This window comes from Microlunatus sp. Gsoil 973 (genome assembly GCF_009707365.1).
GTDB lineage: Bacteria > Actinomycetota > Actinomycetes > Propionibacteriales > Propionibacteriaceae > Microlunatus.
In genome coordinates this window covers 3,582,013-3,598,660 of sequence record NZ_CP046122.1, presented here as the reverse complement: position 1 = coordinate 3,598,660, position 16,648 = coordinate 3,582,013, and the positions used below count along the sequence as shown (strand labels likewise).

The window sequence follows — 16,648 nt, the reverse complement described above, 5'->3', positions numbered from 1 at the left end:
TCGCCTCTGGTTGCGCTTTCGGGTTTGAGGTTAGCGGAGTGGGTGTTGATCAAGGACTTGGCGGGGTGTTCGGCCGTGCATGTAGTCGCTGTGGTTGGGGCGGTGTTGGTTGTAGTCGTCGATCCAGTGCTGGAGTGCGTGGTCCAGGTCGTCGACGCGGTCGATCCGGGCCCGGTGGAACATCGGCCGGTAGAACTCGTGCAGTGCGGTGCCTTGGAAGCGTTCGCAGACTGCATTGTGGTTCGGCGATCGGGGCGGGATCCGGTGATGAGCGATGTCGATCTCGGTCAGATGGGTGGTGAACGCCCGGCCGGTGAACTCCGGGCCGTTGTCGGTGGTCACGCCGGTCAGGGTGATATCGAGCCGGGCGAGTTCGGCGGCGACGTGGTCAACGAAGCTGGCAGCCTGCTCGGCGGTCTTGTCTCCCACGATCAGGCTGACCACCGCCCACCGGGTGCAGACGTCAATCGCGGTGAGCTGCCAGATCGCGCCGACACCCTTCAGTTTGCCGACGTAGAAGGAATCCAGGGCGACCTCGCGTCCTGGAAGCGGGCTGTAGTGGCAGAACCCGAATGGGCCCTCGGCAGCGGCATCGGTCACCACGCCGGTGGTTGCGGCAGTGATCGAGGCTCAACGCGGCGATCCGGTCTTGACGGTGTCCGAGGTGGTGGTTGCGGAGGATCTTTTGAACTCCGGACGCCGATCGACGCACTCCGATCCGGGCCAGGTGACGCAGCAGCTGGCGGGCACCCAGGGTCGGCTGGCAGACCGCGATCGCCAGGATCTTCGACACTTCCTCCGGGCTCATCGCGTTCGGCATCACCGGTGGCCGGCGGCTCTTCGGCATCAACGATGCCGACCCGTACTGCTGGGCGCGGCGGACCCATCGGTAGTAGGACTGTCGAGACACACCGAACGTGCGGCAGGCCTCGGTGACACCGACCTTGGCCGCATGGGCAATCAGAGCAGCACGACGATCATGGATGATGGAATCAGGGGTCACGGGATGGTCTCCTTCGGTCACAGGAAGCAACCAAAGGTTCCCACCCGTGACCCCGCCCTCACCGGAGCGGTGTCACCTCATCCCGTAAACCGGAAGCTCTAGCCTCAAGCCCATTTGCCGGCCCACGGTCACGTGCCCGAAGGTCAGCGGGCGCGGCGCCTGGAGAAGAGCCAAGCCGACCACACGGCGCTGCCGACCAGGATCAGCAGGCACCAGCCGATGGCGTACCACCCGTTGTGACCCAACGGCGTGCCCATCAGCAACGACCGCAGGGTCTCGATGATCGGTGTCACCGGCTGGTGCGCGGCGAACCACTGCAGCCAGGTCGGCATGGTGCCGACCGGTACGAACGCACTCGACAGATAGGGCAGGAACAAGATTGCGAAACCGAAGTTGCTGGCCGATTCCGGGCTCGAGGCGAGCAGTCCCAGCGCGGCGAACAACGTGGTGATCGCCAGAATGTAGACGGCGATGACTGCGGCGGTCGCCAGCCAGCCGAGCGGGTTCGCCGACGGGCGCCAGCCGATCAACCAGCCGACCCCGACGACGATACCCGTGGCGAACAGGTTCCTGGCCAGGCTGGCGACCACGTGCCCGCCGACCACCATCGGACTGTGCACCGGCATGCTGCGGAACCGGTCGATCACGCCGTTGGTCATGTCCCGGGCGACTGCGGTGGACGTGCTGGCCGCGCCGAACCCGGCACACAGCAGGATGACTCCGGGGACCACGTAGTTGACGTAGTTGCCGTCGCGCTGGATCGCACCGCCGAAGACGTAGGTGAACATCAGCATCAGGATCACCGGCATGGCGATCGCCATGATCAACGCCTCGGGATCGCGCAGGCTGTGCCGCAGGCTCCGGCCGATAAAGATCAGCTGCGTGGCCGGGCCGGATGCGGAGCTGATGACCGACGGGGTGGGCCGGCCGAAGATGATCGCGGTCATGCTGCTGTCTCCTTCTGCTGCTCGGTCAGGCTGAGGAAGACGTCGTCGAGGCTTGGGCTGCGAACGACGACCCGAAGGTCGCGTTGCTCGCGCCGCAGCGACTCCAACACCCGGCGCAGCCCGGCCGCGGTGCCGTCGGTACCGATCTCGGTGACCAGCCGGCCGTCCTTGTCCCGGAGTTCGACGACGTCGGTGCCGACCCGTGACTTGAGCTGCGTGGGAGTGCCCTCGGCGACGACGGCACCGTTGTCGATGACGACGATCCGGTCGGCGAGATGATCCGCCTCGGCCAGATCCTGGGTGGTGAGGAAGACCGTTGCACCGACGTTCGGAAGCGAGGCGATCAGTTCCCACAGCGCCTGCCGGCTGCGGGTGTCCAGACCGGTCGTCGGTTCGTCGAGGAAGATCACCGGCGGAATCGTGATCAGCCCGATCGCCAGATCCAGACGGCGCCGCAGACCTCCGGAATAGCGCCCGGCCGGGCGATCGGCCACTTCGCCGAGGTCGAAGCGGTCCAGCAGTTCTTTCGCCCGGCGGCGCGCCCGATGGCGGTTGAGCCCGGTCAGCCGGCACATCATGATCAGGTTCTCCCGACCGGTCAACACCTCGTCGACGGCGGCGTACTGGCCGGTCAGGCTGATCGAGCTCCGGACCTGTGCTGCCTGGGTGACGACGTCGTAGCCGGCCACCCGCGCCGTGCCGGCATCCGGGCGGAGCAACGTCGACAAGATGTTGATCAAGGTCGTCTTGCCTGCCCCGTTGGGGCCGAGCAGGGCGAACACCTGACCGGTGCCGACCCGCAGATCGAGCCCGGAGAGCACGAGATTGTCCCGGTAGGCCTTGGTCAACCCGACCGTCTCGATGGCGTAGTCGGTCATCACAGGCTCCGGTCGACCGGTCGCGCGAGCTCGGCGAATTCATAGTTCGGCAGGTCGATCGCGTCGGCCTTGTGGAACTGTGCGGCGAAGATCGCCCGCAACGGCCAGCGGGTCGAGGCGGTCATCGAAAGCGAGCGCAGCCGGATCATCAGCGCCGTGTTCGGTGCGTAGCCCGAGATCCCGCCGGGCGGCAGCTGCTGCGCCTGGTCGACGTACGGCTGCATGATCGTCTGGTAGTTGGCCAGGGCGATCCGGTGATCATCGGTGCGGCAGAACTCGCCGGCCAGGACATACGCGCCGACCAGCGCGAGGCTGGTGCCCAGACCGGTCAGCGAGGTCGGGCAGTAGCCGGCATCCCCGAGCAGCGCCACCCGTCCCTGGTGCCAACGGCGCATTCGGACCTGGTCGATCGAGTCGAAGAAGAAGTCGTCGGCCCGGCGCATCTCGTCGAGGATCTGCGGCACGTGCCAGCCGGCGCCGGCGAATCGCTTGTCCAGCAGTGACTGTTGGGCGGCCTGGTCCCTGCGGTCATAGCTGATCGCATCGGACCGAAAGCTCAGACTCGCCTTGATCTCACCCGGTTGCCGTCCCGGACGGACGCCGGCCACCAGACCGCCCGGCGCGTTGAACATCTGGAACCAGCCCTGGGTGTCGATGTCGCTGTCGGTGAGCGTGAACCACGCGTTGTAGCAGCCCAACGGGTGCACCGCCTCCTGCTCGTCGGGAAAGGCCAGTCGGCGGACCACCGAATGTGACCCGTCGGCGCCGATCAGCAGCCGGCAGCGCCGGGGCCCGGAGTTCTCGAAGGACACAGTCACCCCGTCGTCGTCCTGGCTGACGGCTGTGACCGTGTCGTCGAAGATGTATTCGGTGTCCGGCAAGGTCGCCCGGTGGAGGAGTTCGGCCAGATCGCCGCGGAGGATCTCGATCTCCGAGACCATCCCCTCGCCGCCGAAGGCATCAACCCCGACCCGGCCGAGCGACTTGCCCGACGGTCCGATCAGCTGGAATCCGGCCTGATCGACTGCGATCTCCCGGGCAGCATCCAGCAGCCCCATCCGGCCGACGACCGTGCGTCCCGCTCCGCGCAGGTCGACGGCCTGTCCACCACGGCGCGGCTCGGGATGCCGCTCGACGACGGTGACGGACAGGCCGGCGCGAGTCAACCAGTACGCGGCCGCCGAGCCTGCGATTCCGGCTCCGCTGATCAGCACGTCCGTGTCCCGTCCCGAGAAGTTCTGCATGGCTGCTCCATTTCTGTGTGTGAGATATACAGCGTGCGACATAAACAGAGTATTACATATACAGAGTGCGGTGTACACGGTTTGATACCGTTGAGTCGTGATGCGGCACGATGATCCGGATGAGTGGTCTGGGTGAGTGATCCATTGGACGGCGGTCTGCCCCGGGCCGTCGCGATCAGCTGGGGCATGGTGGCCGATCCGCAGCGGGGACCCAAGCGGGAGTTGAGCCACGAACGGATCGTCGAGGCGGCGATCGGCATCGCCGACGCCGAGGGGCTCGGTGCCGTGACCATGAGCAAGGTGGCGGCCGCGCTCGGTTTCACCACGATGGCCCTTTACCGCTACGTCACCGCTAAGGACGACCTGCTCCAGTTGATGGCCGATGCCGTCGCGGGCGAGGTGCTCCTCGACTCCGACCGCGGATTGGGCGACGGCAAACACGAGGGCATCGTCGACCCGGACTGGCGGACCCAGCTGCGCCAGTTCGCGGCGCAGATGCTCGGCATCTATCGTGATCACCCGTGGCTGGGAGACGTTCCGGTCTCCGAGGCCCAGCTGTTGACGCCCAACAACCTGGCGATCGTCGACCGGGCGATGCGCTGCATGCGCGGACTCGAGATTCCCGATGCGGACAAGGTTCGCGCTCTCCTGCTGATCACCAACTACGTCCGCGCCAGCAGCATGATGGAGCGCGACATCGCCTCCGATGGAAGGCTGAACCGCTCTCGGATCCCGGCGGAGCTGGTCAGGGAACTCGTCACCGAGGAACGGTTCCCTGACCTCGCCCCGCTCGTGCAATCAGGCGGCTACCTGCAGGATGCGGCCGCCGCTGACGGTGATCCCGATCCCGAACCCGATGTCGGGGCCAGTGAGGGCGATGACGACTTCGGTTTCGGGCTGGAGATCATTCTCGGCGGTCTGCAGACCCATGCCGAGCTCGGCGGTCGGCTTGAGATCGTACGACCCGAGCCCGGCTGGCGTGATCATGGCCAGCTTGCCGAGGCGCTCACCCTTGATCACGTACGCAAGGATCCGAAGGTCCGCGACGCCATCGGCAGGGTCCGGGACGCAGAGGGCAAACTCCGGGACGCCCGCGCCCGGCAGCGCGACACGATCAGGAACGCACTGGAGCGCGGCCCCAGATCCTGATCATCAGATCCTGATCACCGTCTCCCTGATCACCGTCTGCTGATCATGACCCGCCCATCGCGAGGTGCAGGAAGCGGTTGAGCGCACCATCGATGGGATGCGGCTGCGGTCGCCCGGTCTCGTCCAGTCGGTTCCACCGTTGCCGATTGGCGGCAAGGGCCAACTGCCGGCCGCCGTCTGCGCTGCACAGCACGATCGCACCGCCGCCCCAGACCGAGCCGTCGTGACCCCAGAAGGTGCCGTGGCCGGGCACCTCCCTGCGGTGCAGCCCGAGACCGTAGTCGATCACGCTCTGTTCGAAGGAGATCACTGGGCCGGTGCGCTGCATCTGGGCCAGCGTCGCCGGTTCGACGATGCTCCCGGCCAGCAGCCGGCCGAAGAACTCGTTGAGGTCCCCGACGGTCGATACCAGCGCCGCAGAGACCCCGACCCAGGACATGTCGAAGACGCTGAAGTCATGGGGCGGCTCGAGCATTCCGAACCAGGACTCGTAGAGCCGGGAGTGCGGGACCCTGAGCCGCGGACCCTCCGGGAAGTCGGTGTGACGCAGGCCGGCGGGCTCGATGACGTCCTTGGTGATCAACTCCTCGGCTCCGATCCCGGTGACGCGATCGAGAAGTTGTCCCAACAGCAGGTAGTTGGTGTTGGAGTAGACGCCCGGCGAGCTGCCCGGCCCGCCTGTGGCCGGGGCGGCCACGCCGAGCTTGATCAACTCCAGCGGATCGAAACTGCGGAGCCGTTCGGCCTCCAGGCTTTCCGGAGTCGTCTTCGCGATCACCGGGAACGATCGCAGGGACGGGTAGGCGTACGGCAGATACTCGGCCAGTCCGCTGGTGTGGTTGATCAACATCCGGACAGTGATGGTGCGCCCGCGCTCGCCCGGGACGAGCTCGGGCAGGTAGTGGCCGACCGGCCTGTCGAGATCGATCTGTCCTCGCTCGACCTGGCGCAGCACGGCGACAGCAGTGAAGGTCTTGGTGATGCTCCCGACGCGGTGGGCAAGATCAGGATCGACCGGTTCGCCGGTGTCGAGGTCGGCGACTCCGGCAGCACCGCGCCAGATCCGGCCGTCCTGGCGTACCTCGGCGAACGCGCCGGGCACACCGGCCGTGTGCAGGTCGGTCAGTGCGGCCGTCAACCGGTCGGGTTCGAGTGATGTGGTCATGCGGCCCTCCTTCGAGGATCGGTGGTGGACTGGTGATCAGGAATCGGGACGGCGCCAGAGCATGATCACCAGGGCAAGCCCGGCGAGACCGGGCAGCAGTCCGGCGGCGCCGATCAGCGCGGGCAGGCCGGTGTCACCCGAGGTGTCACGCACCAACAGGTCGAACAGGGCGACGGCCGTGCCGACCGCGACGAGTCCGGTGGCCAGCCACCGAGCCCAGCGCTTGCGCCGGGCGATCGCCCACAGGGTGGTCAGCCAGCCGATGATGCCCAGCCCACCGAGGACGGACAGATAGCTCAGGTAGATCGTCGCGGCGCCGTCGATCCGGTCCCGGCTGTAGAACGGGTAGCCGTCCCGGATGTGCGCGGCCAACACGTTGCCGGTCGCGTGATCGACGAAGACCAGCACGATCGAGGCGACGGTCAGTCCGAGGCCGGTGTAGGCCGCGGTCAACGCCCCACGCGGAGGACCGACGGTTGTTGCGGTGTAGGACACAGCATGCTCCTCTGTTTTACGATGTAAGACACGACCTACGCTAATGTACGGCGTAAAACAGAGCAACAGGGGTAACCCCAGGAGGACCATGAGCCCGTCCAGAAGCCGGGGACAGCACGCCGGACTCGAGCCGACAACGATCCTCCGGGCAGCGATCGGGCTTGCCGACCGGGAAGGGCTGAGGGCGCTGTCCATGCGCCGGCTCGGCGCCGAACTCGGAGTGGAGGCGATGGCGATCTATCACCACTTCCCGAACAAGGACGCGTTACTGGATGCAATCGTCGGTGAGCTTGTCGTCGAGGCAACCACAGGCCGGACGTCGCCGGGGGACTGGCAGGACACTGTGCGCGGCTACGGCGTGGCGTTCTACGACAAGCTGACCGCCCACCGCGAACTCGTGCCGCTGGTCCTGGCCCGGCCGGCGATGACCAGCGGCAACCTGCAGATCCTGGAGTCCCTGGTGGGCATGCTCTGCGACGCCGGGTTCACACCCGAATACGCCCTCGACATGGTGTACGCAGTGGGCGGCTGGCGCTGGTGCACGCCGCCCTCTCCACGGGCACCGACACCTCGAACGCCCTACCGGGAGATCCGGCCGGTCGGCTGGCAGAGGCAGCGGACCACCCGCTGCTGACCCGGGCCGCCCGGGCCAGCGCCGGCCGCTCCCCGACCTACCGGTTGGAATTCGCCCTGGATGCCATGCTGGCAGGGTTCGCGGCGCTCAACACCGCCCGGAGCTAGACTCCGGCGTCGGTGGTCACACCGTGGTACGGCCGACCGATGAGGTCATGGACCGACGACCACCCGGCAAGAGCGGCGCGGACCGCTGGGCGCTGTTCGCTCTGCACGGCAACCTCATAGGCCTCCTGCAGCAGCCCGGCCAGCTTCTCCCGTTGCCCGGACCGGGCAGATCGGACGGCCGCCTCGACCATCAGCAGGCTGAGGATGTTGCTATGCACCTCACCGTCGGGCACCGGTCCGCCGCGCAGCGCGGTGATGAACTCCGCCAGTGAACCGTTGATCTCCGCCGGCAGGTCGGGCACGGTCACCGGTATCGGCTGCCCCTCGGCGGTCTCGGCCGTCGGGGCATGATCACCGTCCCAACGGGCCGTGCCGTTCGGCCCGCTGATCCGCCAGTCGCCGTTCCAGGAGGTCTCCAGCCCGGGGCTGCACCAACTGCCGGTGAAGGCGAACCGGGTGCCGCCGTCGAAGACGGTGCTGACCTGCGCCGCCGCGTCTCCGGCGTACCAGCTCCAGTCCGGGTTGAACGACTCGCAGAAGATCGACACAGGATCGCTGCCGATCAGCAGCCGGGCGAGATCGAATTGATGGATCGCCATGTCGATCAGCAGTGGGTAGTCCATCTGGTCCCGGAAGCCACCGAAATGTGGTGCCTTGTAGAAGCTGCACTCGACGAGTCCGGCGCCGCCGATCCGGGTGATCAACTCACCCAACGCAACCACGTGACCGTAGTAGCGGCGGGACTGGGAGATCATCATCAACCGACCGCTGACTTCTGCGGCGGCCGCCATCGACAGTGCGGCAGCCGTGTTCTCCGCGGCGGGCTTCTCGCACAGCACGGGCAGCCCGGCCGACAGTGCGCTGATGCTGACGTCGACGTGGGCCTCAGGGATCGTGACGTTGACCACGGCATCGGCCTCGACCCGGCGCAGCAGTTCGGGCAGCGACGTGGCGGTCGGCACCGACGGCGTGCGGGTCGACTCCAGCGCCGCTTCGGCGGCGCCCGGAGCGATGTCGACCAGGCCGACGAGTTCGGCATCGGGTGACCGGCCGATCGCTCCCAACCAGGCCCGGCCCATGCCTCCGGCCCCGACCTGGATGATCCGGACCGGCTGTTCGTTGTTCATCGTGCCTCCTGGCCGGCCGCACCACCTATTGCCTCCCGCACCGGGTACTTCCGGTGCGGGATGCAGCACGTGGTGCGGCAAGGGGATCTGCGGAACGTGTCTGGAAGTGTCTCAGTCGGCGATCGGGCCGGTGTATCCGTGTCCGTTGTAGAAGTCGTCGGTGTCGTAGCGGAGCAGGGTCGGGATCCGCCGCGGCCGGTCGGTGGTGGCCCAGGCGACGCCGTTGGCGATCACTCTCCTGACATCCTTGTGGTGATAGACCGGGTAGTCCTGATCACCGGGGGAGAAGAAGAAGATCCTGCCGTTGCCGCGCCGGAAGGTGCAACCGGAACGGAACACCTCGCCGCCGGTGAAGGAGGAGATGAAGATCAACTCGTCGGGTGCCGGGATGTCGAAGGTCTCCCCGTACATCTCCTGCTGATCGATGATGATCGGATTGGGTACGCCCTCGGTGATCGGATGCGTGGCATCGACGGTCCAGACCAGTTCCCGGTCCCGTTCGCTGCGCCAGCGCAGCGTGCAGGTGGTGCCCATCAGCTTCCCGAAGATCTTCGACCAGTGTGCGGAGTGCAGGACGACCAGGCCCATGCCGGACAGGACGTGCTGGTGCACCCGGTCGACGACCTCGTCGGCCACCTCGCCGTGTGCGGCGTGGCCCCACCAGACGAGCACATCGGTGTCGGCCAGGACGTCGTCGGTCAGCCCGTGCTCGGGCTCGTCCAGCGTGGTCGTCGAAACCCTGGCCCGGTCGCCGAGATTCTCCGTGATGCCGGCCGCGATGGTGGTGTGCATGCCGTCGGGGTAGATCTCGGCGACATGCGGTTCGATCTTCTCGTGGCGGTTCTCGCCCCAGACCAGGACGCGGATCGGCGACGAACTGTTCGACATCTGCACTTCTCTCTTCTCAGGGTTCTTGTCAGGGGGTTGAACGGCTACTTGACTGCGCCACCGAAGGCGCCGGCCGCGATGTACCGCTGGGCGATGATCAACAGGATGATCGCCGGGATCGACGCCAGCACCGCGGTTGCCATCACCGGGCTCCAGTTGGCGACATGGGCACCGAGGTAGGTGTAGATGCCGAGAGTGACCGGGACGATCGTGCCCTTGGTGGTCAACGTCAGCGCGAACACGAAGTCACTCCAGGCGAACAGGAAGGAGAAGAGGCCCACGGTGATCAGGGAGTTCCGGCTGATCGGCACAACGATGGACAGGAAGGCCCGGAACCGACCGGCACCATCGACCCGGGCCGCTTCGACGATCGACGGCGGCACGCCGAGCATGAAGGATCGCATGATCAGGATCCCGAACGGTATCGCGTTCGCAGCGTTGGCGATGATCAGCCCGGGGATCGAGTCCAACAGATTGAGCCGCTCGTACAGCGCGTACAGGGCGTTGGCGATCACGATGCCGGGGATCATCTGCGAGATCAGGATCGCCAGCAACGCCCAATTGATCCAGCGGAACCGGAACTGGGCCAGCGCGTAGGCACACGGCGCTGCGATGATCAGGGTCACCACCACGGTCCCGACGGCGATGATCAGACTGGTGATCAGATGGCCGCCCTGGTCGGCGATCGCCGTCCGGTAGCCGTCCCAGTTCGGATGCAGCGGAAACACCGAGGAGGTCAGCGTCGTTCCGCTGCCCTGCAACGAGATGTTCAACATCCAGTAGACCGGGAACAACATCCCGACCAGGAAGATGATCCCCAGCCCCATCCGGATCCAGTCCTTGGTGTGGCGAATCATCAGATGGCGCTGGTGGCGACGCTGTTCGTCCGCGGTCCGGTTGTCGGGGACTTCGGCAACTGTGGTCATCGGGCGGCCCTCCTCACTCGTCCACCTGACGCCGGGTGACCCGCAGGTACACGACGGCGAAGGCCAGTGAGATCACGATCAGGATGTTGCTCAGTGCGGCACCTTCGCCGAACTTGAACTCGACGAAGGACCGTTGGTAGGACTGCGTGGCGATCGTCTGGGTGGCATTGGCCGGACCGCCGTGGGTCAGCCCGAGGATGATGTCGAGCACCTTGAGGGTGTAGACCACGCCGAGCATCAGGACGACGCTGACCACAGCACGGAGATTGGGCCAGGTGATGTTCCAGAACGCCCGCCAGCCGGTGGCGCCGTCGAGCGCGCCGGCCTCGTACAACTCGTCCGGTATGTCCTGCAGGCCGCTGTAGAGCAGTGTCAGGTTGAACGGGATGCCGAGCCAGATGTTGACCAGGATGATCGCGATCAATGCCACATCCGGCGAGGTCAGCCACGGTACGGGATCGAAGCCCAAGGTCTCCAGCGCGACGTTCAGGATGCCGCTGTCCTGGTCGAGGATGGCCCGCCAGGCAGCACTGCCGACGATCAGCGGGATCAGCCACGGCAACAGGAATAACGCCCGCAGCACGCCGTGCAGCGGGAAGTGCCGGTGGAAGAACAGCGCCAACAACATCCCGATGATGAACTGGCCGACGATCGACCCGACCGTGAACAAGGCAGTGTTGATCACCGTCTTGGTGAACAGGTCCTCCGAGATCACCGTGACGTAGTTGGTGATCCCGACCCAGGGGGCCTCACCGGTGAAGAACGTCCGGATGGTGTACTCCTGGAAACTCATGGTCAGGTTCTTGACCACTGGGTACCCGAAGAGCACGACGATCGCGAACGCCGCCGGTACGACGAAGAGCACCTTGGCGGTCTCTTCGCGCCAGTGGCGGCGCCGGCGGGAGCCCGTCGGACCGGTCGGTGCCGACGGGCTCGCCTCCCTACCTGTAGCGGCCAGTTGGGCCTGCGACATCAGCCGCCCGCCTGAGCCTTGGCCATCGCGTCAGCCGGTGCTGCCTGGCCGGTGAGCACCAACTGCATGCCGGTGTAGATCGTCTTGGCGGTGTCTGGCCACTTCGGTCCCAACTTGCCGGTCCGGGCCCGGGCGGTGGCGACCGCGTCGACGAACCCGGCCATCGACGGCTCCTGCTGCTTGAACTCCTCGGCCACCTTGATCTTGGTCGGGATCACACCGCCCTGCTTGGCCCGCAGCAGCTGATTGGCGTCGGTGTTCATGCACTTCACCAGGTCCGCCGCCTTGGCCATCTTCTCCTTGTCGCCGGTCATCGGCACGGTCCAGGCCTCGCCGCCCAGTGGGGCCACCGAGGTCTGCCCCTCCTTGTTGACCGGGAAGGGAACGACGCCGAAGTTGATCTTCTTCTGGGTCAGCACCGGAATCTGCCACGGGCCGTTCAGCATCATCGCGGCCTTGCCGGCGACGAATTGATCATTGACATCTGCCTGGCTCCAGTTGATCACGCTCTTCGATGCGGAGCCGTCGTCGACCAGGTCCTTCCACAGTTGCAGAGCCTCGGCAACCTGCGGCGTGGTCAGATCGGTCTCGTCACCGCCGTTGGTCCACATCGGCGGCAGGAACTGCCACGCCCCCTCGTAGTCGGCGGTGGCGTTGAACGCGAAGCCGTACTGCTTGCCGACCGTGAGCTTCTTGGCAGCCGACTTGAGCTCGGCCCAGGTCTTCGGCGGCTTGACGTGCGCCTTGGACAGGATGTCCTTGTTGTAGAAGATCACGATCGTGTTCGCGCCGGGCTGCAGCCCGTACAGCTTGCCCTGGTAGGTGGCGGCCGCCTTGGGACCCGGCGCATAACCGTCGGCGTTGATGCCGAAGTCGTCCAGCGGAGCCAGCGCGCCGGTCTGGGCGATCTGCTGGATGTCGGGATTGTCCAGCATCAACACGTCCGGGAGGGACTTCGATGATGCCTGCTGCAGGACCTTCTGGATCAGGGTAGGTCCGGGGACCGACTGGTGGACGACTTTCTTCACGCCGATCGAGGTGCCGCACTTGGACAATTGGTCGCCGATGTCGCTGTGCCCCGGGTCGTCGGTGTAGTAGTCGAGCACGGTCAGCGAGTCGACCGAGCCCGATCCGGAAGAACCGGAAGAACCGCCACTCGAACCGCCGCAGGCGGCAAGAGTGATCGGGGTCAAGGCGGCCAGCGCCGCCACGGTTGCCCATCGCCTGAGGACGGGACGCTTCTTGATCATCCGATCAGCTCCTTCGCTGACTCACCGTCAATGGTGCAGCGCTTAACCTGAGGTCGATCGATCGGGTCCCAGCCGGACCAGGATGCTGGACACTGCGAGGTTAAGCGCCTAACTTGATCAAAACCCAGGCTTACGGTTCATTCCTGGTTTGTCAACGGGTGTGTCCGAACTGGAACCGACCGGTTCGAGAATGACGTGCCGCCGGCACGTCGAGAAGGAGTTTGCCGATGGCCGCCACCATGAAGGATGTCGCCGAGGCGGCCGGCGTCTCGATCGCGACGGTCTCCTTCGTGCTCAACGACACCAAACCGGTGACGCCGGAGACCCGGCGGCGGATCGAACAGGCGATGGCCGACCTGGGGTTCCGCCGCAACATGGTCGCCCGGGCGCTGGCCAGCCGGCGGACCCGGATCATCGCGCTGGTCTGTCCCTTCGCGGCGGATCGAACCGCCCACTCGCTGAAGGACTTCTTCATCGGGGCGGCCCAGGCGGCCAACGAGGCCGACCACCACCTGGTGATCTGGCCGGTGAGCAGCGACGGAGAGGCGCTGGCCAGCCTGGTCGGTCAGAAGCTGGTCGACGGCGTGGTGCTGATGGAGGTCGGCCTGGACGACGTACGGGTCGAGATCCTGCGCCAGTTGGACACCCCGTTCGCGCTGATCGGCCGGACCCGGGACATGGCCGGTGTGCCGTACGTCGACATCGATTTCGAGGAGTCGATGCGGTTGTGCATCGACCATCTGGCCGGCCTGGGACACCGGCGGATCGCGTTCGTCAACGGCAGCGAGGAGGTGCCCGGGATGGCGGGTTTCGGTCCGTACGTCCGCACCGAGGGAGGCCTATCTGGCCATGGCCAGGAAGCGGCGGATGCGCCCGATCGTCTTCCGCTCACTCGGCACGGTGCGGGCCGGCCGGCAGGTGGGGCGTGAGGTGTTGCAGGCCGACCCGGACGTGACGGCGCTGATCGTGCTCGAGGAGGCCACCGCCACCGGGGTGGTCGCCGAACTGACCCATCAGGGCCACAAGGTGCCGGCCGACGTCTCGGTGATGTCGGTGCTGGGTTCGGTCGAGGTGGCAGCGATGACCGACCCTCCGCTGACCACGGTCGCCGGGCCCAGCTCCGAACTCGGCAGACTGGGCGTCGAGGCGCTGCTTCGCCGGCTGGAGGACCCGAACAATCTGACCGCGCTCCTGCGTGCCGGCGAGTTGGTGATCGGCGAGTCCACCGGGCCGGCGCCGCATCGCTGAGCGGTGCGATCCGGCGCGTCGACTATTCGGTGATCTTGCCCGGGTTGAAGTTCCTGCCCGGGTCGACCGCGGCGAACAGACCCTTCATGATGTTGGATCCGGCCGGCGAGATGTCCTGGGAGAGCCACGGCGAATGCTCGGTGCCGACCGCGTGGTGGTGGGAGAGCGTTGCCCCGTTGTCGATGAACGACTGTTGGATCGCGTTCTTCACCGCCTGGTACATCGGCAGCGGATCCCTGTCCCCGTAGACGAAGGCGAAGGTGAAGTACAGGCAGGCACCCGAGTGGTAGGAGTGCGACAGGTGGCACATGATCCAGCCCGGATCGATGCCCAGCTGCCGGTACGCCTGCTGGGCCGCCTCGACGGTGTTGTAGTAGACGTCCTTCAGCCGGCTCCACGGCGCTGCGGTCTCGGAGACATCGGCGGCGCCGCCCCAGTCCAGCAGGAAATCCCTGATGTAGGGCGTGTCGAACTTCTTCTGGTCGTACAGCACACCGGGTCCCTTGCCGACGCCGATGCCGCCGTGCTTCTTGACGATGTTCTTGACCTCGCCCTGCTGCCGGACCACGTGGGCCTTGGTGCCCTCGTAGCCGACGAAGGACAGGCACATCCTGTCCAGATCCCAACCGCGCCGCTGCAGCACCTTGAAGAGCACGGTCTGCCCGACCGACGTCTTCTTGGCGGTGGCCAGGGTGAAACCGGTCTCCCCGGCATCGGACACCCGGGTGATGGACGGCCGCGAATCCAGCAGCGAGATGTCGTGCATCGCGTCCAGCCCGGCGTCGAACGTCGGGAAGAAGTACGCCATGATCACCCGCTCCTCGGGCAACCGGTGGACGTGCGCGGTCACCTCGGTGATCACGCCGAGCCGGCCTTCGCTGCCCAAGATCATCTCCCGGACACTCGGTCCGGTCGAGGTGCTCGGCAGCGGCCGCAATACCAGCGGTCCACCCGGTGTCGCCACCCGTACGCCGCGGGTGATGTCGGAGATGTCGCCGTACTTGTCCGACTGCATGCCGGAGGACCGGGTGGCCACCCAGCCACCGATGGTGGAGTGGTTGAAGCTGTCCGGATAGTGCCCGACGGTCCAGCCGCGCTTGTTGAGCTGCTCCTCCAGGTCGGGGCCCTGGGCGCCGGCCTGGATCCTCGCCAGCCCGGACTCCTCGTCGATGTCCAGCACCTTGTTGAGCCGACCGAGATCCAGTGAGATGACCGTGCGGCTCTCGTCCGGGGACGGCTGCAGGCTGCCGGAGATGTTGCTGCCGCCGCCGTACGGGATCAGCACGGCGTCGGCAGCGACCGCCAGCTCGACGATCGTCTGAACCTCGTCCTCGTCGCCCGGATAGACGACGACATCGGGCACCCGGGGAAGGTCGCCGGCGCGGATCCGGAGCAGGTCACGCAGCGACTTGCCGTAGGTGTGCACCACCCGGGATTCGTCGTCGCTGACCACGTTCTGGGTGCCGACGGTGCCCTTGAGCTCGGTGAGCAGGTCGTCGGAGATCTTGGGTGCCGCCACCGTCAACCGGCCGAGGTCCGGATGGGCGGCGGAGCCTCGCCGCTGAGGTCGAGGCCGACGGCCTTCTTCACGAACGGTGCGAACTTCGGCTTGTCGTCGAAGTGGAAGGCGACTCCCTCGACGCCCCAGCCCCACCACTTCATGTGCTTGACGTCGGGCCTGCCGTTGTGCGTGATCGCCGCCCCGCCGACTTCGTTGGCGTCCGTTGTGCTGGGCGGAGTGGTCATGCGTCCCCCTCGTGCTCGGAATGATTCGTCCCCGGGAAACGGTCCGCGCACCGGCGTGCCGGAATCCCTATTGTTGCCGCAGTCCTGGGAGTCACACTGCGTCAATTGATCTTGCCACGCGAGCGGTCTTCGCGCTCGCGGCGTTCAAGAGCTTCGTCACCGAGGGACCTGACCTCCTTGGCCAGGCGGTTGGAGAACGCGACCGCGTCCTCGTCCTCCTCGGGCCACATCGGACGTCCGATGTTGACTGTGATCGGTGGCCGGCCGCCCCTGACCCAGCCTGCGCCCTTCGGCATCGCGTCGTAGGCGCCCGCAAGGGCGAGCGGCAGGCAGGGCACTCCCTGGCTGATCGACAGGGCGGCAGCGCCGGGCTTGAACTGGGCCATCTCACCGCTCATCGAGCGGGTGCCCTCCGGGAAGAGCAGCAGCGGCACGCCGGACTCCAACAGTTGCCTGGCCACGCCGTTGCGGCCGCGCAGCCCGGTGCGATCCACCGGGAAGGCGTTGAAGAACAGCTGGGTGAGGGTCCTGCGCCAGCGAATGTCGAAGAAGTAGTCGGCGGCGGCATTGGTCGCCAGGAAGCGGGTGTGGTCCCGAGGCAACGCCCCCATCACCAGCGGCGCGTCCAGATGGCTGGAGTGGTTGGCGACCACGATGTAGGGCGCCTTCAGCTCGTCGAGATTCTCCCGGCCGTAGACCCGAACCGAGGTCAGCGACCAGACGACCGGCTTCAACAGCCCGCGTTGGGCGATGAAGCGCAGTCCCGCATGCCCCCGGGAGGTGTAACGGCTTCCGCTCATTTGCTCACCATAGCGTCGAGGTACCCGCGACCGAGTATTTCTGTCGCCCAGATTAGTCGTCGAGTCGC

Annotated in this window: 18 protein-coding genes and 1 pseudogene; 4 read left to right on the top strand and 15 right to left on the bottom strand. The window is 66.5% G+C overall.

The window, feature by feature from the left end; translation table 11 throughout:
* Nucleotides 1–30 precede the first annotated feature (30 nt).
* From GJV80_RS17010 to GJV80_RS16990, 5 genes and pseudogenes are all read right to left on the bottom strand, one after another.
* Entirely contained in the window at nucleotides 31–600 is a 570-nt protein-coding gene (locus tag GJV80_RS17010; protein ID WP_195908981.1) for an integrase core domain-containing protein, read from the bottom strand.
* Nucleotides 601–688: 88 nt separating this feature from the next.
* Nucleotides 689–1,003, bottom strand: a pseudogene (locus GJV80_RS25165) (helix-turn-helix domain-containing protein); the annotation flags it as partial.
* 143 nt (nucleotides 1,004–1,146) lie between these two features.
* A complete protein-coding gene (locus GJV80_RS17000) occupies nucleotides 1,147–1,950 on the bottom strand; it encodes an ABC transporter permease (protein WP_154688918.1) in 804 nt (267 codons plus the stop codon).
* A complete protein-coding gene (locus tag GJV80_RS16995) occupies nucleotides 1,947–2,828 on the bottom strand; it encodes an ATP-binding cassette domain-containing protein (protein ID WP_154688917.1) in 882 nt (293 codons plus the stop codon). Before GJV80_RS16995 ends, GJV80_RS17000 begins: the two co-directional genes overlap by 4 nt.
* Nucleotides 2,828–4,072 carry an FAD-dependent oxidoreductase gene (locus GJV80_RS16990; protein ID WP_154688916.1) on the bottom strand — a complete coding sequence of 415 codons (1,245 nt, stop codon included), beginning with the start codon at nucleotides 4,070–4,072 and terminating at the stop codon, nucleotides 2,828–2,830. The genes GJV80_RS16995 and GJV80_RS16990 overlap by 1 nt, the downstream gene beginning before the upstream one ends.
* A gap of 132 nt (nucleotides 4,073–4,204) precedes the next feature.
* Between GJV80_RS16990 and GJV80_RS16985 the strand changes: the two genes are divergently transcribed.
* A complete protein-coding gene (locus GJV80_RS16985) occupies nucleotides 4,205–5,221 on the top strand; it encodes a TetR/AcrR family transcriptional regulator (protein ID WP_154688915.1) in 1,017 nt (338 codons plus the stop codon).
* Between the two features lie 43 nt (nucleotides 5,222–5,264).
* Here the strand turns inward: GJV80_RS16985 and GJV80_RS16980 are convergent, their stop codons facing one another.
* On the bottom strand, nucleotides 5,265–6,386 hold the full coding sequence (locus GJV80_RS16980; RefSeq protein ID WP_154688914.1) for a serine hydrolase: 1,122 nt from the start codon (nucleotides 6,384–6,386) through the stop codon (nucleotides 5,265–5,267).
* Nucleotides 6,387–6,422: 36 nt separating this feature from the next.
* Nucleotides 6,423–6,881 (bottom strand): hypothetical protein, encoded by a 459-nt coding sequence (locus tag GJV80_RS24160; protein ID WP_230207787.1) that lies wholly within the window; start codon nucleotides 6,879–6,881, stop codon nucleotides 6,423–6,425.
* Between the two features lie 88 nt (nucleotides 6,882–6,969).
* Here GJV80_RS24160 and GJV80_RS16970 point away from each other — a divergent pair, with 88 nt between their 5' ends.
* A complete protein-coding gene (locus GJV80_RS16970) occupies nucleotides 6,970–7,515 on the top strand; it encodes a TetR/AcrR family transcriptional regulator (RefSeq protein ID WP_154688913.1) in 546 nt (181 codons plus the stop codon).
* Nucleotides 7,516–7,618: 103 nt separating this feature from the next.
* Here the strand turns inward: GJV80_RS16970 and GJV80_RS16965 are convergent, their stop codons facing one another.
* From GJV80_RS16965 to GJV80_RS16945, 5 genes are all read right to left on the bottom strand, one after another.
* Nucleotides 7,619–8,749, bottom strand: coding sequence for a Gfo/Idh/MocA family protein (locus tag GJV80_RS16965; RefSeq protein ID WP_154688912.1), 1,131 nt, complete (start codon nucleotides 8,747–8,749; stop codon nucleotides 7,619–7,621).
* Between the two features lie 111 nt (nucleotides 8,750–8,860).
* Entirely contained in the window at nucleotides 8,861–9,637 is a 777-nt protein-coding gene (locus GJV80_RS16960) for a ThuA domain-containing protein (RefSeq protein WP_154688911.1), read from the bottom strand.
* Nucleotides 9,638–9,681: 44 nt separating this feature from the next.
* Nucleotides 9,682–10,563 (bottom strand): carbohydrate ABC transporter permease, encoded by an 882-nt coding sequence (locus tag GJV80_RS16955; protein ID WP_230207786.1) that lies wholly within the window; start codon nucleotides 10,561–10,563, stop codon nucleotides 9,682–9,684.
* 13 nt (nucleotides 10,564–10,576) lie between these two features.
* Entirely contained in the window at nucleotides 10,577–11,536 is a 960-nt protein-coding gene (locus GJV80_RS16950; protein ID WP_154688910.1) for a carbohydrate ABC transporter permease, read from the bottom strand.
* A complete protein-coding gene (locus tag GJV80_RS16945) occupies nucleotides 11,536–12,786 on the bottom strand; it encodes an extracellular solute-binding protein (RefSeq protein ID WP_154688909.1) in 1,251 nt (416 codons plus the stop codon). The genes GJV80_RS16950 and GJV80_RS16945 overlap by 1 nt, the downstream gene beginning before the upstream one ends.
* Before the next feature lie 227 nt (nucleotides 12,787–13,013).
* Here GJV80_RS16945 and GJV80_RS16940 point away from each other — a divergent pair, with 227 nt between their 5' ends.
* Nucleotides 13,014–13,715 carry a LacI family DNA-binding transcriptional regulator gene (locus GJV80_RS16940; protein ID WP_154688908.1) on the top strand — a complete coding sequence of 234 codons (702 nt, stop codon included), beginning with the start codon at nucleotides 13,014–13,016 and terminating at the stop codon, nucleotides 13,713–13,715.
* Nucleotides 13,654–14,034, top strand: coding sequence for a substrate-binding domain-containing protein (locus GJV80_RS16935; protein ID WP_195908980.1), 381 nt, complete (start codon nucleotides 13,654–13,656; stop codon nucleotides 14,032–14,034). Before GJV80_RS16940 ends, GJV80_RS16935 begins: the two co-directional genes overlap by 62 nt.
* Nucleotides 14,035–14,056: 22 nt before the next feature.
* Here the strand turns inward: GJV80_RS16935 and GJV80_RS16930 are convergent, their stop codons facing one another.
* The 3 genes from GJV80_RS16930 to GJV80_RS16925 form a co-directional block, all read right to left on the bottom strand.
* Nucleotides 14,057–15,553, bottom strand: a complete 1,497-nt coding sequence (locus tag GJV80_RS16930) for an FAD-binding oxidoreductase (RefSeq protein WP_230207785.1) — start codon at nucleotides 15,551–15,553, stop codon at nucleotides 14,057–14,059.
* A gap of 2 nt (nucleotides 15,554–15,555) precedes the next feature.
* Nucleotides 15,556–15,780, bottom strand: coding sequence for a hypothetical protein (locus tag GJV80_RS24155; RefSeq protein ID WP_230207784.1), 225 nt, complete (start codon nucleotides 15,778–15,780; stop codon nucleotides 15,556–15,558).
* Nucleotides 15,781–15,881: 101 nt separating this feature from the next.
* Nucleotides 15,882–16,580, bottom strand: coding sequence for a lysophospholipid acyltransferase family protein (locus GJV80_RS16925; RefSeq protein WP_154688906.1), 699 nt, complete (start codon nucleotides 16,578–16,580; stop codon nucleotides 15,882–15,884).
* Nucleotides 16,581–16,648 lie beyond the last annotated feature (68 nt).

Excerpts from the sequence above, each read along its gene's own strand:
- GJV80_RS17000 (WP_154688918.1), bottom strand. The coding sequence starts at position 1,950 with ATGACCGCGATCATCTTCGGCCGGCCCACCCCGTCGGTCATCAGCTCC.
- GJV80_RS16995 (WP_154688917.1), bottom strand. The coding sequence starts at position 2,828 with ATGACCGACTACGCCATCGAGACGGTCGGGTTGACCAAGGCCTACCGG.
- GJV80_RS16990 (WP_154688916.1), bottom strand. The coding sequence starts at position 4,072 with ATGCAGAACTTCTCGGGACGGGACACGGACGTGCTGATCAGCGGAGCC.
- GJV80_RS16980 (WP_154688914.1), bottom strand. The coding sequence starts at position 6,386 with ATGACCACATCACTCGAACCCGACCGGTTGACGGCCGCACTGACCGAC.
- GJV80_RS16970 (WP_154688913.1), top strand. The coding sequence starts at position 6,970 with ATGAGCCCGTCCAGAAGCCGGGGACAGCACGCCGGACTCGAGCCGACA.
- GJV80_RS16965 (WP_154688912.1), bottom strand. The coding sequence starts at position 8,749 with ATGAACAACGAACAGCCGGTCCGGATCATCCAGGTCGGGGCCGGAGGC.
- GJV80_RS16960 (WP_154688911.1), bottom strand. The coding sequence starts at position 9,637 with ATGTCGAACAGTTCGTCGCCGATCCGCGTCCTGGTCTGGGGCGAGAAC.
- GJV80_RS16955 (WP_230207786.1), bottom strand. The coding sequence starts at position 10,563 with ATGACCACAGTTGCCGAAGTCCCCGACAACCGGACCGCGGACGAACAG.
- GJV80_RS16950 (WP_154688910.1), bottom strand. The coding sequence starts at position 11,536 with ATGTCGCAGGCCCAACTGGCCGCTACAGGTAGGGAGGCGAGCCCGTCG.
- GJV80_RS16945 (WP_154688909.1), bottom strand. The coding sequence starts at position 12,786 with ATGATCAAGAAGCGTCCCGTCCTCAGGCGATGGGCAACCGTGGCGGCG.
- GJV80_RS16940 (WP_154688908.1), top strand. The coding sequence starts at position 13,014 with ATGGCCGCCACCATGAAGGATGTCGCCGAGGCGGCCGGCGTCTCGATC.
- GJV80_RS16935 (WP_195908980.1), top strand. The coding sequence starts at position 13,654 with ATGCGCCCGATCGTCTTCCGCTCACTCGGCACGGTGCGGGCCGGCCGG.
- GJV80_RS24155 (WP_230207784.1), bottom strand. The coding sequence starts at position 15,780 with ATGACCACTCCGCCCAGCACAACGGACGCCAACGAAGTCGGCGGGGCG.
- GJV80_RS16925 (WP_154688906.1), bottom strand. The coding sequence starts at position 16,580 with ATGAGCGGAAGCCGTTACACCTCCCGGGGGCATGCGGGACTGCGCTTC.